Raw genomic sequence first — 17,800 nt, 5'->3', positions numbered from 1 at the left:
CAGACATTCAACAATCCCCTATTTTACGCCACGCCCACATCGACTCCGGCCCGCTGCAGCAAGGCCTGGTTGCGAGCGGACAGATGCGTCACCTGCAGGTGCTTGCCGGCCTTGTCATAGCGTTCATACAAGGATTCGATGGCGGCGATGGCCGAGTGGTCGGCCATGTGCAGGTGCCGGCAATCGAGGATGACGCGGGCCGGGTCCGACGCCAACTGGAACAGTTCCTGAAAATGCGTGGTGGAGGCAAAAAACAGGGTGCCGTGCGGCAGGTAGACGCGCACGCCAGTACTGCTGTCATCGATGTCGGCACGCATGTCGCGTGCATGCTGCCAGGCAAAATTCAGGGCGGCGATGACGATGCCGCACAGCACGGCCATCGCCAGGTCCGTGAACACCGTGATCACCGTCACGGCAACGATCACCAGCGCATCGTGCAACGGCACCTTGCCCAGCACGCGCAAGGAACCCCAGGCAAACGTCTGCTGCGCCACGACGAACATCACGCCGACCAGAGCGGCCAGCGGGATGCGTTCGATCAGCGGCGACAGAAACAGGATGAACAATAAAATCATCACGCCGGCCGTCACGCCCGACAGGCGCGAACGGCCGCCCGAGCTCAGGTTGATCATCGTCTGCCCGATCATGGCGCAGCCGCCCATGCCGCCAAACAGGCCCGAAACCACGTTCGACGCGCCCAGGGCGATGCATTCGCGGTTAGGCTGGCCCCGTGTTTCAGTCATCTCATCGGTGAGATTAAAAGTGAGCAAAGTTTCCAGCAAGCCCACCATGGCCATCAGCGCCGCATACGGGAAGATGATGTGCAAGGTGGCCATGTCCAGCGGCACGGTGGGCCAATGCAGGGCCGGCAAGCCGCCGGCGATATGTGCGAGGTCGCCCAGGGTGCGCGTGGGCAGGTGCAGGAAATGGCTGAGCACGCCCACTCCCAGGATGGCCACCAGCGCGGGCGGCACGGCTTTTGTCAGGCGCGGCAGCACGTACACGATGGCCATGGTGAGCAGCACCAGCCCAGCCATCACAAGCAAGGGCGTGCCTTGCAGCCATGTTTCTCCTTGCGGCGTGGCTTGCCGAAAATGCTCCAGTTGGGCCATGGCGATGACGATGGCCAGGCCATTCACAAAGCCCAGCATCACCGGGTAGGGCACCATGCGGATCAATTTCCCAAGACGCAAGATGCCGAACAGCGCCATGATGATGCCGCTCAGCACCACGGTCGCCAGCAGGTATTGCACGCCATGCTGGGCCACCAGCGCCACGATGACGACGGCCATGGAACCGGCGGCGCCCGAAATCATGCCGGGGCGCCCGCCAAAGATGGCCGTGAAGGCGCAAATGATGAAGGCGCCGTACAGGCCCATCAGGGGATTCAATTGCGCCACCAGAGCGAAGGCGATGCATTCAGGCACCAGGGCAAACGAGGTGGTCAGGCCGGCCAGGACATTTTTTTGTATGTTCGAGAACCACTCATCCCGAAAAGTTGCGTTGATCATCGAGTCGTATCCAAAGTCGGAACAGGAAAATGCCGGCCTGATGGGCAATCATCAGGCGCAGCCATGCAGCGGGCGTCACAGAAAAGCTGCGCTGAGGTCGAACGGAGCAGGAAAGTCGTCAGTGACTACATCGGTATGGCGGAAAGGGGAAGAATCATCAAGGCGCCAGGCGGCGCGGCTGAGCTTGCCGGCATTATACAAGAACGTCCAATAGCGGCGCAGCCAGGCATGGCCAGCCTTTTCTGCCGGTTGTCTGCTGTTTTTGTACGGCAGCCGGTGCCACGCAATTCAGCGCGTAATGATGTAATGATCGGCTACCCGTCAAGGCGCAGCAAGCGTGCGTCTTGACGGAAGCCTTGTCTTCACGACATGCTTAGTGGGCAGGTTCGCTTCCAAACCGCAGCTCCACGCGGCGATTGCGCTGATCACTCGGTGCCAGTCCTGGCAGTGGATGCGAATCGCCAAAACCGGCGACGACCACGCGCCTTGCCGCATCAACGCCACTCTGCCCAATGATCAGGCGGCGTGCCTCCCTGGCGCGTGCAGCCGACAAGGTAAAATTATCGTCGTACACAGTGCAAAACTCACGAATATCGGTCACAGGCGCCTTGACCGGTTTGTTATCCGTATGACCCTCGACATAAATCTGTCCGCCCTCCACTCGCATCAGATAGGCCGCAATACTGTCTTCGACCTGGGCGAAGACCGCACGGGCTTTGGGCTCGATACAGGCACTACCACTCTTGAATACGCTCTCGCTTAGCGTCACTTTGCCGGCCGCCGCATCGATGGCAACAAAATTGGCAGCGCCCTCGCGCGCAAAAGCAATTTTCATCTGTTCGAGCACGACTGCCACCTGGCGTCGCTTTGCCTCGCTGCCCTCGTTCATCTCAGCATGATGACGTTGCTCCGCGGCTTGTTTCTGCACCACAGATACCACCAGCATCAGCATGACGACGGCAACTACGCCCGACATCAGATCGGCGATCACGATCCACTCACTCGCTTTATCCTTCATGACGCATCCTTATGCCGCTTTCGTTGCGGAATGGGAGGTGCCGTGCTCCAGTGGCGGCATCATGGCCACCAAATCCATTTCCGCATTGGGGAGGTGGAAGGTCGTGCTACCCAGTGCATCCGCCGCAGGCGATGCGACAAGCAGCTTGGCTACGGCATCGGCAACAGCATGAAACTCGACGCACATTTGTTCCATTGCCTGCGCTTGCTGCTGCTGGGAGGCAGCGGCGGTATCCTGAACCTTCACTTGTCGCTCAACAAGTACCAGCAACTGGCGCAGTTCGTCACCAAGTGTTGCGTTCCGGTCCAAGCTGGCACTACTGTCTTTCACCGCGACAACAAGTTCACCGACCTTGTCCACCAGATTTGCCGCCCGTTTATCACTGGCTTCAAAATGCTTGGCAAATTGCATCATGCGGGTATTCGAGGTCGATATCGCATTCAAGCCCTTCTCAATGCTTTCTTGCATTGCAGAAACGAATTCAGTCATGGCATGGACTTTCCCGTTCAAGGCATCGCCCGATGCGGCAAATGTGGCCTGCGCCGATTCCTGACGTTTGCGCGTGTCCTCGCCCATGGTGTGCAAGGTATTGAGAGTCGTCGACACGCCATTCGACAATTCGCCGATTACCCGCTCAATCTGCGTGGTAGCCGTTGACAGGTCCGCAGCCATTGTTGTCATATTCGTGGCAAAGGTTGCCCCCATGTCATCGATCGTTGCCTTCAACTCGGTTCTCAGGCTGGCCAGCACTGACGACATGGTATTGCGGAACTCTTCAATTACGCTGCCCAATTCGGTGCTGGCGTTGCCAGCCAATTGGGCGGCCACGGACATGCTCTTGGCGGCCACTGCCATTTCACTGATATTCTCCGAGACGCTGCGCACGAAACCTTCCATGGCGGCGCGGCTTGCCTGCGTGTGCTCCGCCAGTTCACCGAGCCGCGTACTTTGCAGCAGCGCCTGTTCGCTCTGCACCTTGGCATGGCCTGCGATGACCTCGATAGGGCTCAGCAATGCCTGCTGGCCCTGCTGTGACGCATCGAGCCTTTCGACGATCCGTTCCAGCGTTTGCAGTTGCAGCGCACTGCCTGCCTGCGCGGCTTGCAGTCCGCGCTCATTGCCGAGAAGCAACTCTTGCAGCACAGCCAATGACTGCGCGTGCTGCTGTTCCGCCCTCTGCGCCGCAGTGCGCTGCTCGGCGGCCACGGTGCTGCCGGACTGGGCGATAGCGTCAATCATCTGCGTACGCTCTTTGTCGCGTTCCAGGCGCTGCAGTTCGGCGAGACGGCCGGTAATTTGCTTCAGTTCGCTTGCTGCCCAGGCGTGACGCACCTCTTCGTATGGCTTCAGCATGAACCATACTTTCAGGACCAGAAAAGCAAGAATGCCCCAGGTCGACGTTTTAAACTTGGATCCCAGAGAATTCATGATCGGAGTCAAGCTATTGAGTGCATCCTGGCCTGGCGCCAGCGCACCTGCAGCCTCTACCAAAGCGAGGCCAAGGCCGATGAATGTGCCCAACAAACCAAATACCAGCAGCAAGCCCGGCAACATATCCGCCCAGCGTTCCGCCGGCGTGGCAACTGCGGTGCTCAGCTCGTCGGCCGAGCCATAGGCAAGCGGCGCGCCATCCTCGGCATCGAGCCGCGTCAGGTTGCGCTGCCAGCGCCCCGCACGCGCACTGCGCGCCACGGCCATCGGCACGCACACCACCGCCAGCATGAAGACGGTCGCGAAAATGAGTTGTAATCCCGAATGGATCGTGTAATCCAGCGTCGGCAGGAGAAAGGTCAGCAATTGATTATCCATTGCATTCGACTTCCAGCTCTTCGCCACGCTTGATACTATCGGCGCGGAACACATTGGCAAAATCGGCAATCAGCGCCTGCTGCTCGGCGGACATGTCGGCCCAGCGCAAATCGCGATGCGCGCAATCGGTCAGCAGCAAGCCCACTTCTTCGCCCAGTTCCAACAGGAAATCCTGATCATCTGCCTGTATTTGCTCCGGTGTTTTTTCAAGCAGCTGCAAGAAACCTTCTGTCGCATAGACATAATATTCCCGCTCCACATTGCGTTTCATCAATGCCTTGTTCGCTGCAAGCTCCACCGGCAACACCGCTTCCAGGCTTTCAAGCTCGCCCTGGTCTTGCGCCGACAGCGGCGACAGCAGCGCTTCCAGCTTCAAGCGACTCAACTTGGCTTGGGCAACCGCCAACGTTTCCGCCGTGCGCTTCCACAGACGCTTGTCATCCGTCAACGCCAGTTGCCACATCTTGCTCATCTCTTCGAACACAAACGGCGTGAGCTTCTTTCCATAGCGGGAAAACACGATGGCATCAAGACGCGCGGCCTCGGCATCGCTCATTTCAGGCGCATCGGACAACAACATTGCGCCGATCTGCACAAGGAAAATGTCGTCGGCTGAAATCTCCTCCATCGTCGTGGCACGGGCCAGCACCTCTTCCACTGTGCGGATCAGCTTTTGTGTCGCACGCAAACGCAGATAATGTTCAAAACCAATGAAACCACCGTCATCGATCAGGTTGGCGATGCCCGTTTTCACCAGCGCCAGTTCATTGATCATGGCGGCAAGATCGAAGGCCTTGACATGCTCGGCGGAATATTCGTGCGCCTTGGCGGCACGGAATACGGCCTCATGCTCGCGCGCCAGCGCTTCGTCCATCGCCGAAAGCCGTTCATCGAGGCGCTTCGCGAGTTCAACCACCCAGCGCATCGCCTTTTCCAGCTGATGCAGGATGGGACTATTTTCCAGGGCCAACAAGGCGCTGATCGCCTTATCGATCGCCAGGATCGCCTTGCCAAGCCAGGGATGTATTGCTTCCGCAGCTGCCGCAATGGATTTCAGGTAAGGACTCAGCTTCTGCAGGTACGGCTTGACCTTTGCATATGTCTCTTTTACCGCCCCGATGAATGCCTCCCCCTTTTCCGCGATCACCCTGATCGCATCGCGCACCACCTTGACCACCTTGGTGGCAACATTACGAACAGTCGAAACAACATCATCGAACCACCCCATCATTCACTCCCTTTTTTAATTCACGCCCAACAGGCGGCGTGCTGTCATCGTATCGTTATGCGTTTTACTGTTGCCTGGCGCCACAGCAACTTCGTTGATTGCCCGAGTCAACTCGGCAATCGCTTCATCCAGATGAACACGCTGTAGCGCAGGTGCCTCATCCGCCGCTTCCGCCGCCAGCAGCGTCTTCGGCAATGCCAGGCGCATGCAGGTACGAATATCGCGGCCGGAAAAACCTTCGCTCAGTTCGGCGCAATGCGTCAGCAATTGCGCGCGATCAGCGCCAAGCGGAATGCCATCGACCATCAAACGATCCCACAAGCGGCGGCGTGCCGCAAAATCCGGATTATCAAAACGAATGTGATAGCCAATCCGGCTGCGGAAAGCCGTGTCGTAGTTGCGCTCGAAATTGCTGGCAAAAATGACGATGCCATCGAAGCGCTCCAGCTCGATCAGCAAGGTGGAACGCATGGCATTAACTTCGTTATCCACGCCCTGGGTGACAGAGGAGAGCCGCTTTCCCAGCAACGTATCGGCTTCGTCGAAAAACAGAACTGCTAGGTCTTCGCGCGCACTTTCAAAGGCCTTCTGGATATTTTTGGCCGTGTCGCCCAAGAACTTGCTCTCCAGTTCAGCGATACCCAGAGGCAAAAAACGCAACCCCAACTCTCCGGCCACCGCTTCGGCCGAGAGCGTTTTACCGGTACCGGGAGGACCGTAAAAATTGATGACCGTGCATAGGCCCATCGGGTCGACGGACGCAAAATTCCAGTCAACATAGATCGTCCGGCGAAAACGCAATTTCGCCAGACACTCTTTCAACTGCAATGCTGTAGCCTCAGACAAGATCACGTCGTTACCAAGCTTGTAACGCGGACTATAAGTTGGGAATGACAAAGTTTTTCCTTAAGTTTTGATTCACCGCATGATCCACTCCATTGCGACATCTCGCGTCGTTTGCCGAGGGGAATTGCAATAAATATTTATTAACTATTATATCAATAAAATTTTCATTATGGAAATATTTATTGCATAACACCATGAAAACCAAACTGGCGTTAGCACTGAAAATGACCAAGACACGAAACAGGCAGGCGGAGTAGTGAGAATCTTGTGCGGGAATGCGCGGCGCAGAAATATGCAGCACAGTCATACGAGACGGGCTGACACCAGGAGATGCTAATAGAGAGAAATCAGAGAAGCCAGAGTGACATGCGGCAGCGGACTCGCGCAACACCCGCAGTACGCAGGAATACGGTGTGGACAAAAAAATAGCCCACTCGAAAGTGGGCTATTTTTTTCATCTGGAGGCGAGGACGGGAATCGAACCCGTCTAAACGGCTTTGCAGGCCGCTGCATAACCTCTTTGCTACCTCGCCAGAGGAACTGCTAGGTGCGCCTTGCGGCCCACCTTGAAAACTGGAGCGGGAGAAGAGTCTCGAACTCTCGACCTCAACCTTGGCAAGGTTGCGCTCTACCAACTGAGCTACTCCCGCATTGGAGCTTGGTTACTACTTAATCACGCCTGCTACTTCAGCGGATAAAAAAAGGAAGCCAGCTTAGCTTCCCTTTAGAATTCTGGAGCGGGAGAAGAGTCTCGAACTCTCGACCTCAACCTTGGCAAGGTTGCGCTCTACCAACTGAGCTACTCCCGCATTGGAGCTTCTATTTTCTGCTACTGCCATCTTGCTGTACTGCTTCAGCTTTCGCTGGAGCGGGAGAAGAGTCTCGAACTCTCGACCTCAACCTTGGCAAGGTTGCGCTCTACCAACTGAGCTACTCCCGCATACGAACCGCTATTTTACTGCTTTTTACTACCGTTTACCAGTGCTGCTTTACTGCTGATCCAGTATTCACTGGAGCGGGAGAAGAGTCTCGAACTCTCGACCTCAACCTTGGCAAGGTTGCGCTCTACCAACTGAGCTACTCCCGCAGTGGACAACATTGTATCAGAAGCTCTACTACATCGCCAGTACTACTTTTTACTGCATACGCTGTTTTTACCTATGACACGATCCAGAAAACTGGAGCGGGAGAAGAGTCTCGAACTCTCGACCTCAACCTTGGCAAGGTTGCGCTCTACCAACTGAGCTACTCCCGCGTCATCAACAACAGGCCAGCATTATAGAGGGATTACAGGGGCTGTCAACGGGCAATATCTGGTCTTTTGCAAAATATTTGGGGTCAGACCCGTCGGGTCTGACCCCAGCTCTTGCGTTTGGGCTGAAAGAACGCCAGCCCAACACCATCAAGCCCCACCCGCCCTAATGCAGGTTACCCGCTTTTTCCTTGATCAGCGGCCATGCCAGGCGCAAGTAATAGAACATCGACCACACGGTCAGCACGCAGGCGATCCACAGCAGCTTCTCGCCCCACACGTGGGTGTCGATCGCGCCGAAAATCACTTCGTGGTACAGCAGCAATGGAATGGCCGTCATTTGCGCGGCCGTCTTGATCTTGCCGATCGAGCTGACGGCTACCGATTTCGATGCGCCGATCTGCGCCATCCATTCGCGCAGCGCGGAAATCGTGATTTCACGGCCGATGATGATGAAGGCCAGCACGGCATTGACGCGGTCCAGCTGCACCAGCACCAGCAAGGCGCCCGCCACCATCAGCTTGTCGGCCACAGGGTCGAGAAAGGCGCCGAAAGCCGAGGTCTGGTTCCAGCGCCGCGCGAGGAAACCATCGAACCAGTCGGTCACGGCCGCAACGATGAAGACCAGGGTGGCAACCAGGTTCTGGTCGCCATGCAGCAGCATCGACGGCGGCAAATAAAACACGCCGACGACGAGCGGTATCAGGGCCACGCGCAGCCACGTCAAAAGGATGGGAATATTAAAAGGCATAAGGGTGCAATCGGCCGACGGGTAAATTGAATATGAGAAAGCGTGAAGCAAGCGGCACTAGTCTACATGGCCCAGGGGTATTAGCCTAGTCCGGTTGCCGCAGCACCGGACCAGGCCATCCATCCATCAATGCAACTGCTTGTAGATTTCTTCCGCCAGTTGCGTGGAAATCCCCTCGACCGACATCAGGTCCTCGACACTGGCGTCGACCACGCCGCGCAAGCCGCCAAAGCGCGACAACAGTTTCTGACGGCGCTTGGCGCCGCATTGTGCCCCTTTCGATCTCTTCCAGGCGCGAGGTCTGGCGCGCCCGTTCGAGCATTAATGCAACTGCTTATATATCTCTTCCGCAAGTTGAGTCGAAATCCCCTCCACCGACATCAGGTCCTCGACGCTGGCGTCGACCACGCCGCGCAAGCCGCCAAAGCGCGACAACAGTTTCTGACGGCGCTTGGCGCCGATGCCCTCGATTTCTTCCAGGCGCGAGGTCTGGCGCGTCTTGGCCCGCTTGGCGCGCATGCCGGTAATCGCAAAGCGGTGCGCCTCGTCGCGAATCTGCGCGATCAGCATCAGGGCCGCCGATTCCTTGCCCAGTTCCTGCGCCGCGCGTCCATCGACGAACAACAGGGTTTCCAGGCCAACCTTGCGCCCTTCCCCCTTGGCCACGCCGACGATCAGGCTGATATCGAGCCCCAACTCGGCGAACACCTGGCGCGCCATTTCGATCTGCCCCTTGCCGCCGTCGATCAGCACCACATCGGGCATCACGCCATCGCCATTCGCCACCTTTTCATAACGGCGCATGAGGACCTGGCGCATGGCCGCGTAATCGTCGCCGGGGGTGATGTCGTTGATGTTGTAGCGCCGGTATTCGCCGTTCTGCATGGCGTGATGGTGGAACACGACGCACGAGGCCTGCGTCGCCTCGCCCTGCGTGTGGCTGATGTCGAAACACTCGACGCGCAGGCTGTCGAGGTCTTCCGTTTCGAGGCGCAGCGCTTCGGCCAGCGCGCGCGTGCGCGACTGCTGCGAGCCCTGCTCGGACAACAAGCGCGCCAGCGAAATCTCGGCACCCTTCTGCGCCATTTCCAGCCACTGGCGGCGTTGCCCCTGCGGCTGGAAGATCAGGTTGATGCGGTGGCCGCACTGCTCCATCAGTGCCACCATCAGGGCTGGCTGGTCGAATTCGATATTCAGGATCAGGGTGCCGGGGATGAATTTTTCCGTGTAGTGCTGGGCCAGGAAGGCGGCCAGCACTTCCACCTCGATGGCTTCCTCGGCAATCGCCGCCGCATCGCTGAGCTGGCTGGGGAAGTAGGCCCGGTCGCCCAGGTGGCGTCCGCCGCGCACCATGGCCAGATTGACGCAGGCGCGCCCGCCCTGCACCAGCACGGCGAGGATGTCGACGTCGGCGTCGCCCGTCGTTTCCATGCTTTGCTGGTGCAGCACGCGCGACAGCGAGGCGATCTGGTTGCGCACCACCACGGCCTGCTCGAACTTCAGCTCGGCGGCAAACGCGTGCATCTTCTTTTCCAGGTCCGCCATCACTTCGCTCTGGCGCCCGCGCAGGAAGCGCGCCGCGTTTTCCACGTCGTTCTTGTAATCTTCCTTGCTGATCAGATCCACGCACGGCGCGCTGCAACGGCCGATCTGGTGCAGCAGGCACGGCCGCGTGCGGTTCGCATAGACGCTGTCTTCGCAGGTGCGGATGAGAAACACCTTTTGCAGGATCTGCATCGATTCCTTGACGGCCCAGGAACTGGGGAACGGCCCGAAATACTGGTTTTTCTTGTCCACCGCGCCCCGGTAATACACCATGCGCGGCGCATCGCCGTTGGTGATTTTCAGATATGGATACGACTTGTCGTCGCGGAACAGGATGTTGTAGCGCGGTTGCAGCGCCTTGATCAGGTTGTTTTCCAGGATCAGTGCTTCCGCCTCGCTGTGCGTGACGGTCGTTTCCAGGCGCGCGATGCGCTCCACCATCATGGCGATGCGGGGGCTGGCCAGGTTTTTCTGGAAGTAGCTGGAGACGCGCTTTTTCAGGTCACGCGCCTTGCCGACGTACAGCACCTTGTCGGCGGCGTCGAAATAGCGGTACACGCCGGGCAGGTTCGGCAGCTTGGCGACGGTGGCCAGCACCTGCGCGCGCGGGTCGGGCGGCGTCTCCGCCAAGGAAGATTCTGGGCTTGCTTCGGTCATTGCTGGCTCATTGCGCACTTATAGTTACCCTGCTTGCTCCACGATCACAAACGCGACCGCATATTCTTCTTCATCGCTGATGGTCACTTGCGCGCTCAGCCTGTGCTTTTCCATGAACTCGGCCAGCACGCCGCTGCAGACGATCATCGGCTTGCCGCTGGGGTGGTTCAGCATCTGCGCGGCGGGCCAGGTCATCGGCATGCGCAAGCCCAGGCCGATGGCCTTGGAAAACGCCTCTTTTGCCGCGAAGCGCGTGGCGAGGAAGCGCACGCCGCGCACGGCATTCCTGGCGCTGCGGGCGCGGAATTTTTCCAGCTCCTGCGGCCCCAGTATTTTTTTGGCGAAACGCTCGCCATGAAGCGCCAACGCCGCCTCGATGCGGGGTATCTTGCAGATATCGGTGCCGATGCCGTAGATCATGCTGCCTCCTTGCTATCTGTTATCAGGCCCTGTGCCCGAGGCGCGTAGCCACCATGATGGCCTTCATTTCGCGCACGGCGTTTTCCCAGCCGACAAACACGGCGTGCGCGACGATGGCGTGGCCGATGTTCAATTCAGCAATATCGGGAATGGCGGCGATGGCCTGCACATTGGTGTAATGCAAGCCGTGGCCCGCATTGACCTTCAAGCCGCGCCCCACGCCGAACAGCACGCCCGCCTTGATGCGCTCCAGCTCCGCCAGCTGCTCGGCGCCTTGCGTATCGGCATAGCGGCCCGTGTGCAGCTCGATCACGGGCGCGCCGAGCTCGGCGGCGGCGGCGATCTGCTGCTCGTCCGCATCGATGAACAGGCTCACGCGGATGCCCTCGCCCTGCAATTGCCGCACGGCCGCCTGCACTTCCTTGAAGTAGCGCACCACGTCCAGGCCCCCTTCGGTCGTCACTTCCGTGCGTTTTTCCGGTACCAGGCAGACATCCGCCGGCTTGATGCGGCAGGCGAAATCGATCATCTCGGCCGTGACGGCCGCTTCCAGGTTCATGCGTGTGAGCAACTGCGGTGCGATGGCGATGACGTCCGCATCCTTGATGTGGCGGCGGTCTTCGCGCAGATGCAGGGTGATGGCGTCGGCGCCGGCCTGCTCGGCCAGCAGGGCCGCGCGGACCGGGTCCGGATAGGCGGTGCCGCGCGCATTGCGCAAGGTGGCCACGTGGTCGATATTGACGCCCAGGTCGATGACGGGGCCGGAAGGCTGCAAAAAGCTCATAGTGATGGTATCCGTAAAGTGCTGTCGTGCGGCAAACTGCCGCTACAGCTGCATTAAATCGATCAGTATCTGGCGCGTATTCAAGGTGGCGCCGCCCAGTTGATGGGCCAGCAAAAAGCGCATCAGCAGCTTGCTTTGCGCCTGCGTGGCCACGTCAAGATAATCTTCGCGCTCCATGTCGAGCAGGGTCTTGCCCGTGATCTTCGGCCAGGCATCGCTGGCGCGCGCCGGGCGCGGCCCGCGTTCCGGGTCGACCACGTACACCTGCCCCGCCTCGACTGCCTGGCGCGTGCCCGTGCAGCGCGTCAAGTCCGCCGCCACGCCCGTTTCCTTGAGCAAGGCGCGCTCGAACTTGCGCAGCACGATGGGCGGCGGCTCATTGTGCGCCAGTTGATTCAAGGTGGCAACGTAGTGGTCGAACAGGACGGGATGCGGATCGTCGCGCGCCAGCAATTTCACCAGCAACTCGTTCAGATAAAAGCCGCACAGCAAGGCGGTCTTTTCGAGCGGCAACATGCCCCCCACCCATTCCGCGCCGGTGAGGATGCGCAGTTCGGACTTGCCCGTCCAGCCCGCCTGCAACGGCTGGAAGGTCTGCAGCACGCCGCGCAACTGTGAATGGGGCCGCTTGGCGCCCTTGGCGACGAGCGCGATGCGGCCGTATTCGCGCGTAAATACGTCGACGATGAGGCTGGTTTCTTTATGCGGATAGCTGTGCAGCACGAAGGCTGGCTGTCCCGTGATGCGGCCGTCGCGCGCGGGCGGACGGCTGCGGCGAGGCGCGGCGGATGCGGCCGGCGGCGGAATGGCCACCGGCGCAGGGACAACGATGGAGGCTGGCGCAGGATGGTGCAGCGCTGGCGTGGTGGTGCTCATGCGTGTGGCGTCGCCCCCGGGTTGCGGATTACTCGTAGCCGTAGGCGCGCAAGCCCGCCTCGTTGTCGGCCCAGCCCGACTTGACCTTGACCCAGATTTCCAGGTACACGGGGCCGCCGAACAGCTTTTCCATATCCAGGCGGGCCTGGGTGGACACTTCCTTCAGGCGCGCGCCCTTGTTGCCGATAATCATGGACTTGTGCGTATCGCGTTCGACCAGGATGGCGGCGAACACGCGGCGCAAATCGCCTTCCTGCTCGAATTTCTCGATCAGCACGGTGCTCGTGTACGGCAGTTCGTCGCCGACGAAGCGGAACAGTTTTTCGCGCACGATTTCCGAGGCGAGGAATTTCTCGCTGCGGTCCGTGATGTCGTCCGGTCCAAAGATTGGCTGGTTTTCCGGCAGGAAGCGCTTGATTTCGTTCTGCAAGCCTTCCAGCTGGAAGTGCAGCTTGGCCGAGACGGGCACGATGGCGGCGAAGTCGCGCATGGCGGCGACCTTTTGCGCGAACGGCAGCAGCACGGCCTTGTCTTTCACACGGTCGGATTTGTTGATGACGAGGATGCATGGCACTTCCTTCGGCAGCAGATCCATCACTTGCTGGTCGGCCGGGCCGAACGTGCCCGCCTCGATCACGTACAGAATGACGTCCGAAGAAATCAGGGTGTTCGTGACGGTCTTGTTCAGCGTCTTGTTCAGCGCGTTCGAGTGGCGCGTCTGGAAGCCAGGCGTGTCGACGTAGATGAATTGCGCGTCCGGCACCGTCTGGATGCCCGTGATGCGGTGGCGCGTCGTTTGCGCCTTGCGCGAAGTGATGCTGACCTTCGCGCCGATCAGCACGTTCATCAGGGTCGATTTGCCCACGTTGGGGCGGCCCACGATGGCGATATAGCCACAGCGGAAGTTGTCGGGCATTTTGGTGGCTGTCATGCTAGTGTCGATTCTGTTTAGTGTGAGCGGCGTTCGCCGGGGCTGCCGGGGCTTGCGCGTCGTCGCTCTGGATGGTGGCAATGCCGGCCAGCTTGAGCTGGGCGGCGCGCGGTTTCGGCTTGCGGCTGGCGGCAGGCGACTTCAACAGCGCCTGCTCGGCCACGTCCAGCGCCAGTTTGGCGGCGGCTTGCTCACCGGCGCGGCGGCTTCCGCCACGACCGTAGACCTGGATGTTCAATTTTGGCACCAGGCATTCGATCTCGAATTCCTGGCTGTGGGCGGCGCCGTGGGTGGCCACCACGTTGTACTGTGGCAGCGAAATTTTCTTGCTTTGCAAAAACTCCTGCAGCAGGGTCTTGGCATCCTTGCCCAGGGTTTGCGGGTCGACCGAGTCGAGGATGGGGATGTAGAAGGCGCGGATCACCGTGCTGGCGGCGTCAAACCCCGTGTCGAGGAAAATCGCGCCCAGCAAGGCTTCCAGGGTGTCGGCAAGAATCGATGGACGGCGGAAACCGCCCGATTTGAGTTCGCCTTCGCCCAGGCGCAAAAATTGCGACAATTCCAGCTTTTGCGCGATTTCATACAGCGACTGCTGCTTCACCAGATTGGCGCGCAGGCGCGACAAATCGCCCTCATCGATGGACTTGAAGCGTTCGTACAGGATGGACGCGACCACGCAGTTGAGGATGGAGTCGCCGAGAAATTCCAGCCGCTCGTTATGCAAACTGCTGTGGCTACGATGCGTCAAGGCTTGCTGCAACAGGCCAGCATCCTGGAACGTATAGCCTAAACGGGTTTGCAATAACTGAAGATTCATTGTTGTTTCTGTGTCATCTGAGTAATTCGGCTGGCCGCCGCGCGGGGAATTGGCGCGGCAGCCATGCGGGCGGCTTAGTGTATGCCGCCCACTCTTTTCGGATTGCTGAAGTTCATCCACACCAGGAAAGCCTTGCCGACGATGTTCTCGTTCGGCACGAAGCCCCAGTAGCGGCTGTCCGCACTATTGTCGCGGTTGTCGCCCATCATGAAGTAATTGCCTTGTGGCACTACACACGTAAAACCGTCTTCGTTGTAGTTGCACGCATCCTTGTGCGGGAAATCCTTCACTTCGCGCAAATTCAACGTAGGAGCAGGCTCGTCGTTGAGGATGCGGTGGCTCACGCCCGTCAGGTTTTCTTCCAATTGCTTGTGGTAGACCGTGCTTTCATCGTCCAGGTAGTCGTCGAGCGGCGTGTACGCCACTTCCTTGCCATTGACCGTCAAGCGCTTGTTTTCATAGGTAATTTTATCACCGGGCACACCGATCACGCGCTTGATATAGTCTTGCGACATATCTTTCGGGTACTTGAACACCATCACGTCGCCGCGCTGCGGATCGTTGACTTCAATGATGCGCTTGTTGACGATAGGCAGACGAATGCCATAAGTAAACTTGTTCACCAGGATCAGATCGCCCACCAGCAAGGTCGGCACCATCGAGCTCGACGGGATCTTGAACGGCTCGTACAGGAACGAACGCAGGCAGAACACGAGAGCAATGACGGGGAAGAAACTGCCCGAATACTCGACCCAGGTCGGCTGACGCAACAGGGCCGCTTCGATGGTTGCGCGGCTGCCACCCGCATCGGACTTGATGCCCTCGGCGGCCAGCTTGGACTGGCGCGCATCGAATTCAGCCAGGGCGCGGTCGGCCGCCTTGCGGCGCTGCTTGGACAGATAAAACACATCCAGGCACCAGACCAGGCCCGTCAACACCATCAGCACGAACAGGATTAAAGCGAAATTTCCTAAAATCACTTGCAGGTTCATTGATTAACCATCCACTTGTAAAATTGCCAGGAATGCCTCTTGCGGGATCTCCACGGAACCCACTTGCTTCATGCGCTTCTTACCCGCCTTTTGTTTTTCCAGCAATTTTTTCTTGCGGCTGATGTCGCCGCCATAGCACTTGGCCAGCACATTCTTGCGCAAGGCTTTCACGTTCTCACGCGAAATGATGTTGGCGCCGATGGTCGCCTGAATGGCCACGTCGAACATCTGGCGCGGGATCAGTTCGCGCATCTTGGCGGCCACCTGGCGGCCACGGTACTGGCTGTTCGAACGGTGGACGATGATGGCCAGCGCATCGACTTTTTCGCTGTTGATCAGCATGTCGACCTTGACCACGTCGGCCGCGCGGTATTCCTTGAACTCGTAATCCATCGAGGCATAGCCGCGCGACGTCGATTTCAGACGGTCGAAGAAGTCCAGCACGATCTCGGCCATCGGCATTTCATACACGAGCTTGACCTGGCGGCCGTGGTAGCTCATGTCCATCTGGATGCCGCGCTTGCCGATACACAAGGTAATCACGGAGCCGACGTATTCCTGCGGCATGTACAGATTGACCGTGACGATAGGCTCGCGTACTTCCTCGATGCGCGACGGATCGGGCATCTTCGATGGATTGTCGACGTTGATCATGGTGCCGTCGCGCTGGATCACCTCGTACACCACGGTCGGCGCCGTCGTGATCAGGTCCATGTCGAATTCGCGCTCGAGGCGTTCCTGCACGATTTCCATGTGCAGCAAGCCCAGGAAACCGCAGCGGAAGCCGAAGCCCAGCGCCTGCGACACTTCCGGCTCGTACATCAAGGCCGCGTCGTTCAGTTTCAGTTTTTCCAGCGAGTCGCGCAGCGCGTCGTACTGGTTCGCTTCCACAGGGAACAGGCCGGCGAACACTTGCGGCTGCACTTCCTTGAAGCCAGGCAATGGCGCGGCGGCAGGACGGCTGGCCAGGGTGACGGTGTCGCCCACTTTCGCCGCTTTCAATTCCTTGATGCCGGCGATGATGAAACCCACCTGGCCTGCCGACAACTGCGGCAAGGATTGCGAACGGGGCGAAAACACGCCGATGTCTTCCACCAGCTGCACCGAATCGGTGGCCATCAGGCGGATCTTGTCTTTCGGTTTCAGGGTGCCGTTGACCACGCGCACCAGCATGACCACGCCCACATAGGCGTCATACCAGGAGTCAACGATCAGCGCCTGCAGCGGCGCGTCCGGATCGCCCTTCGGTGGCGGTACCTTGACGATCAGTTGTTCGAGCACGTCCAGCACGCCGAAGCCCGTCTTGGCCGAGCAATGCACGGCGTCGGCCGCGTCGATGCCGATCACGTCTTCGATCTCGGCAATGGCGTTCGGCGGGTCCGCGTTCGGCAAGTCGATCTTGTTCAGGACGGGCACCACTTCCACGCCCAGATCCAGCGCCGTGTAGCAGTTGGCCACCGTTTGCGCTTCCACGCCTTGCGACGCGTCAACCACCAGCAGCGCGCCTTCGCACGCCGACAGCGAGCGCGACACTTCATAGCTGAAGTCGACGTGGCCCGGCGTATCGATCAGGTTCAGGTTGTAGATCTGGCCATCGCGCGCCTTGTAGTGCAAGGCCGCCGTTTGCGCCTTGATGGTAATGCCGCGCTCGCGCTCCAGATCCATCGAATCGAGCACCTGCGCCTCCATCTCGCGGTCGGACAAGCCGCCGCACAATTGAATGATGCGGTCAGCCAGGGTCGATTTACCGTGGTCAATATGGGCGATGATGGAGAAGTTGCGTATGTTGTTCATTAACTAATATAAGTGCGAAGTTGACGACACTGCTTTAACAGGAATCATGGGGATCATGCTCGGGCCAAACAGGGCCAAAACCGGGCGCCCCACTCATGATGAAAAAAAGCGCTCCGGGCAGGACATCTGCATGCCCAGGCGAGCGCTTTTGAAGCGACAGAAGCTGCTGCCTCGGACAGTAGCTTTTTCGACCTCCCCATTTTACCGGATTTCAGAGTAGAAAGCCCGTCTTATGAGGCCGGCACGGGGGCAAGCCGACATTTTCGGCGGTTTTCGGCACCAGAATGGTGCAATGCAGTGTCAATATTGACATTTAAGCTACGCCAGGCGGCGGCGCACGGCCGCTTCGTCAAGGAAATAATGGCATAGCTCGGGCTGCGCCAGATCGCCAAACAGCACCGGCACCAGCTCATCGAAACGGGCCAGCAGCGAAGCGTCGGGCGACGCATCGATGTCGATCACGTCCACCGTGAACGGTTTTCCGGGCGGCTGCAGCAGGAGCAAGGCGTCGAGCATGTCCTGGCAAAGGTGGCAATAACTGCGGGAATAGAGGGTGAAGTGCATTTTTT

The 17,800-nt window shown here is 59.1% G+C and carries 16 protein-coding genes and 6 tRNA genes; all 22 read right to left on the bottom strand.

Annotation, left to right across the window (positions count from 1 at the left end):
* Positions 1–23: 23 nt before the first annotated feature.
* The 22 genes from ACPJXG_RS09485 to ACPJXG_RS09380 all read right to left on the bottom strand — a co-directional run bounded on the left by ACPJXG_RS09485 (position 24) and on the right by ACPJXG_RS09380 (position 17,795).
* Entirely contained in the window at positions 24–1,511 is a 1,488-nt protein-coding gene (locus ACPJXG_RS09485; protein WP_425254055.1) for a SulP family inorganic anion transporter, read from the bottom strand.
* Positions 1,512–1,884: 373 nt separating this feature from the next.
* On the bottom strand, positions 1,885–2,529 hold the full coding sequence (locus ACPJXG_RS09480; protein ID WP_289916286.1) for an OmpA/MotB family protein: 645 nt from the start codon (positions 2,527–2,529) through the stop codon (positions 1,885–1,887).
* A gap of 9 nt (positions 2,530–2,538) precedes the next feature.
* Positions 2,539–4,338: a hypothetical protein gene (locus ACPJXG_RS09475; RefSeq protein ID WP_425254054.1), complete on the bottom strand. Its 1,800-nt coding sequence runs from the start codon at positions 4,336–4,338 to the stop codon at positions 2,539–2,541.
* On the bottom strand, positions 4,331–5,569 hold the full coding sequence (locus ACPJXG_RS09470) for a hypothetical protein (RefSeq protein WP_425254053.1): 1,239 nt from the start codon (positions 5,567–5,569) through the stop codon (positions 4,331–4,333). Before ACPJXG_RS09470 ends, ACPJXG_RS09475 begins: the two co-directional genes overlap by 8 nt.
* Before the next feature lie 12 nt (positions 5,570–5,581).
* Entirely contained in the window at positions 5,582–6,463 is an 882-nt protein-coding gene (locus ACPJXG_RS09465) for an ATP-binding protein (RefSeq protein ID WP_425254052.1), read from the bottom strand.
* 408 nt (positions 6,464–6,871) lie between these two features.
* Positions 6,872–6,945, bottom strand: a tRNA-Cys gene (locus tag ACPJXG_RS09460).
* Positions 6,946–6,986: 41 nt separating this feature from the next.
* Positions 6,987–7,062 (bottom strand) — tRNA-Gly (locus tag ACPJXG_RS09455).
* An 83-nt stretch (positions 7,063–7,145) separates the two neighbouring features.
* A tRNA-Gly gene (locus ACPJXG_RS09450) sits at positions 7,146–7,221 on the bottom strand.
* A 55-nt stretch (positions 7,222–7,276) separates the two neighbouring features.
* Positions 7,277–7,352, bottom strand: a tRNA-Gly gene (locus ACPJXG_RS09445).
* A 71-nt stretch (positions 7,353–7,423) separates the two neighbouring features.
* A tRNA-Gly gene (locus ACPJXG_RS09440) sits at positions 7,424–7,499 on the bottom strand.
* 92 nt (positions 7,500–7,591) lie between these two features.
* Positions 7,592–7,667, bottom strand: a tRNA-Gly gene (locus ACPJXG_RS09435).
* A gap of 163 nt (positions 7,668–7,830) precedes the next feature.
* Complete coding sequence (pgsA, locus tag ACPJXG_RS09430; protein ID WP_034749601.1) at positions 7,831–8,415, bottom strand: CDP-diacylglycerol--glycerol-3-phosphate 3-phosphatidyltransferase; 585 nt, start codon at positions 8,413–8,415, stop codon at positions 7,831–7,833.
* 126 nt (positions 8,416–8,541) lie between these two features.
* Positions 8,542–8,655: a hypothetical protein gene (locus tag ACPJXG_RS09425; protein WP_425254051.1), complete on the bottom strand. Its 114-nt coding sequence runs from the start codon at positions 8,653–8,655 to the stop codon at positions 8,542–8,544.
* 81 nt (positions 8,656–8,736) lie between these two features.
* Positions 8,737–10,617 (bottom strand): excinuclease ABC subunit UvrC, encoded by a 1,881-nt coding sequence (gene uvrC, locus ACPJXG_RS09420; protein WP_425254050.1) that lies wholly within the window; start codon positions 10,615–10,617, stop codon positions 8,737–8,739.
* A gap of 24 nt (positions 10,618–10,641) precedes the next feature.
* Complete coding sequence (acpS, locus tag ACPJXG_RS09415; protein WP_176389542.1) at positions 10,642–11,037, bottom strand: holo-ACP synthase; 396 nt, start codon at positions 11,035–11,037, stop codon at positions 10,642–10,644.
* Between the two features lie 22 nt (positions 11,038–11,059).
* Positions 11,060–11,821 (bottom strand): pyridoxine 5'-phosphate synthase, encoded by a 762-nt coding sequence (pdxJ, locus tag ACPJXG_RS09410; protein ID WP_425254049.1) that lies wholly within the window; start codon positions 11,819–11,821, stop codon positions 11,060–11,062.
* Between the two features lie 42 nt (positions 11,822–11,863).
* Complete coding sequence (recO, locus tag ACPJXG_RS09405; protein ID WP_425254048.1) at positions 11,864–12,697, bottom strand: DNA repair protein RecO; 834 nt, start codon at positions 12,695–12,697, stop codon at positions 11,864–11,866.
* A 28-nt stretch (positions 12,698–12,725) separates the two neighbouring features.
* A complete protein-coding gene (gene era, locus ACPJXG_RS09400) occupies positions 12,726–13,628 on the bottom strand; it encodes a GTPase Era (protein ID WP_046683972.1) in 903 nt (300 codons plus the stop codon).
* 1 nt (position 13,629) lies between these two features.
* Positions 13,630–14,445 (bottom strand): ribonuclease III, encoded by an 816-nt coding sequence (gene rnc / locus ACPJXG_RS09395; RefSeq protein WP_425254047.1) that lies wholly within the window; start codon positions 14,443–14,445, stop codon positions 13,630–13,632.
* Positions 14,446–14,519: 74 nt separating this feature from the next.
* Positions 14,520–15,437 (bottom strand): signal peptidase I, encoded by a 918-nt coding sequence (gene lepB, locus ACPJXG_RS09390; protein ID WP_425254046.1) that lies wholly within the window; start codon positions 15,435–15,437, stop codon positions 14,520–14,522.
* A 3-nt stretch (positions 15,438–15,440) separates the two neighbouring features.
* Positions 15,441–17,231 carry a translation elongation factor 4 gene (gene lepA, locus ACPJXG_RS09385; RefSeq protein WP_099400486.1) on the bottom strand — a complete coding sequence of 597 codons (1,791 nt, stop codon included), beginning with the start codon at positions 17,229–17,231 and terminating at the stop codon, positions 15,441–15,443.
* A 318-nt stretch (positions 17,232–17,549) separates the two neighbouring features.
* Positions 17,550–17,795, bottom strand: a complete 246-nt coding sequence (locus tag ACPJXG_RS09380; protein ID WP_035820236.1) for a glutaredoxin family protein — start codon at positions 17,793–17,795, stop codon at positions 17,550–17,552.
* Positions 17,796–17,800 lie beyond the last annotated feature (5 nt).

Origin of the sequence: Janthinobacterium sp. NFX145 (assembly GCF_049810325.1) — a bacterium.
GTDB lineage: Bacteria > Pseudomonadota > Gammaproteobacteria > Burkholderiales > Burkholderiaceae_D > Janthinobacterium > Janthinobacterium rivuli.
This window is presented reverse-complemented; position numbering and strand designations above follow the sequence as displayed.

What these genes read in the sequence shown, in the direction of transcription:
- pgsA (WP_034749601.1), bottom strand. Translation starts at nt 8,415, where the DNA reads ATGCCTTTTAATATTCCCATCCTTTTGACGTGGCTGCGCGTGGCCCTG.
- lepA (WP_099400486.1), bottom strand. Translation starts at nt 17,231, where the DNA reads ATGAACAACATACGCAACTTCTCCATCATCGCCCATATTGACCACGGT.
- ACPJXG_RS09480 (WP_289916286.1), bottom strand. Translation starts at nt 2,529, where the DNA reads ATGAAGGATAAAGCGAGTGAGTGGATCGTGATCGCCGATCTGATGTCG.
- pdxJ (WP_425254049.1), bottom strand. Translation starts at nt 11,821, where the DNA reads ATGAGCTTTTTGCAGCCTTCCGGCCCCGTCATCGACCTGGGCGTCAAT.
- acpS (WP_176389542.1), bottom strand. Translation starts at nt 11,037, where the DNA reads ATGATCTACGGCATCGGCACCGATATCTGCAAGATACCCCGCATCGAG.
- uvrC (WP_425254050.1), bottom strand. Translation starts at nt 10,617, where the DNA reads ATGACCGAAGCAAGCCCAGAATCTTCCTTGGCGGAGACGCCGCCCGAC.
- ACPJXG_RS09475 (WP_425254054.1), bottom strand. Translation starts at nt 4,338, where the DNA reads ATGGATAATCAATTGCTGACCTTTCTCCTGCCGACGCTGGATTACACG.
- ACPJXG_RS09470 (WP_425254053.1), bottom strand. Translation starts at nt 5,569, where the DNA reads ATGATGGGGTGGTTCGATGATGTTGTTTCGACTGTTCGTAATGTTGCC.
- ACPJXG_RS09485 (WP_425254055.1), bottom strand. Translation starts at nt 1,511, where the DNA reads ATGATCAACGCAACTTTTCGGGATGAGTGGTTCTCGAACATACAAAAA.
- recO (WP_425254048.1), bottom strand. Translation starts at nt 12,697, where the DNA reads ATGAGCACCACCACGCCAGCGCTGCACCATCCTGCGCCAGCCTCCATC.
- lepB (WP_425254046.1), bottom strand. Translation starts at nt 15,437, where the DNA reads ATGAACCTGCAAGTGATTTTAGGAAATTTCGCTTTAATCCTGTTCGTG.
- ACPJXG_RS09380 (WP_035820236.1), bottom strand. Translation starts at nt 17,795, where the DNA reads ATGCACTTCACCCTCTATTCCCGCAGTTATTGCCACCTTTGCCAGGAC.
- rnc (WP_425254047.1), bottom strand. Translation starts at nt 14,445, where the DNA reads ATGAATCTTCAGTTATTGCAAACCCGTTTAGGCTATACGTTCCAGGAT.
- era (WP_046683972.1), bottom strand. Translation starts at nt 13,628, where the DNA reads ATGACAGCCACCAAAATGCCCGACAACTTCCGCTGTGGCTATATCGCC.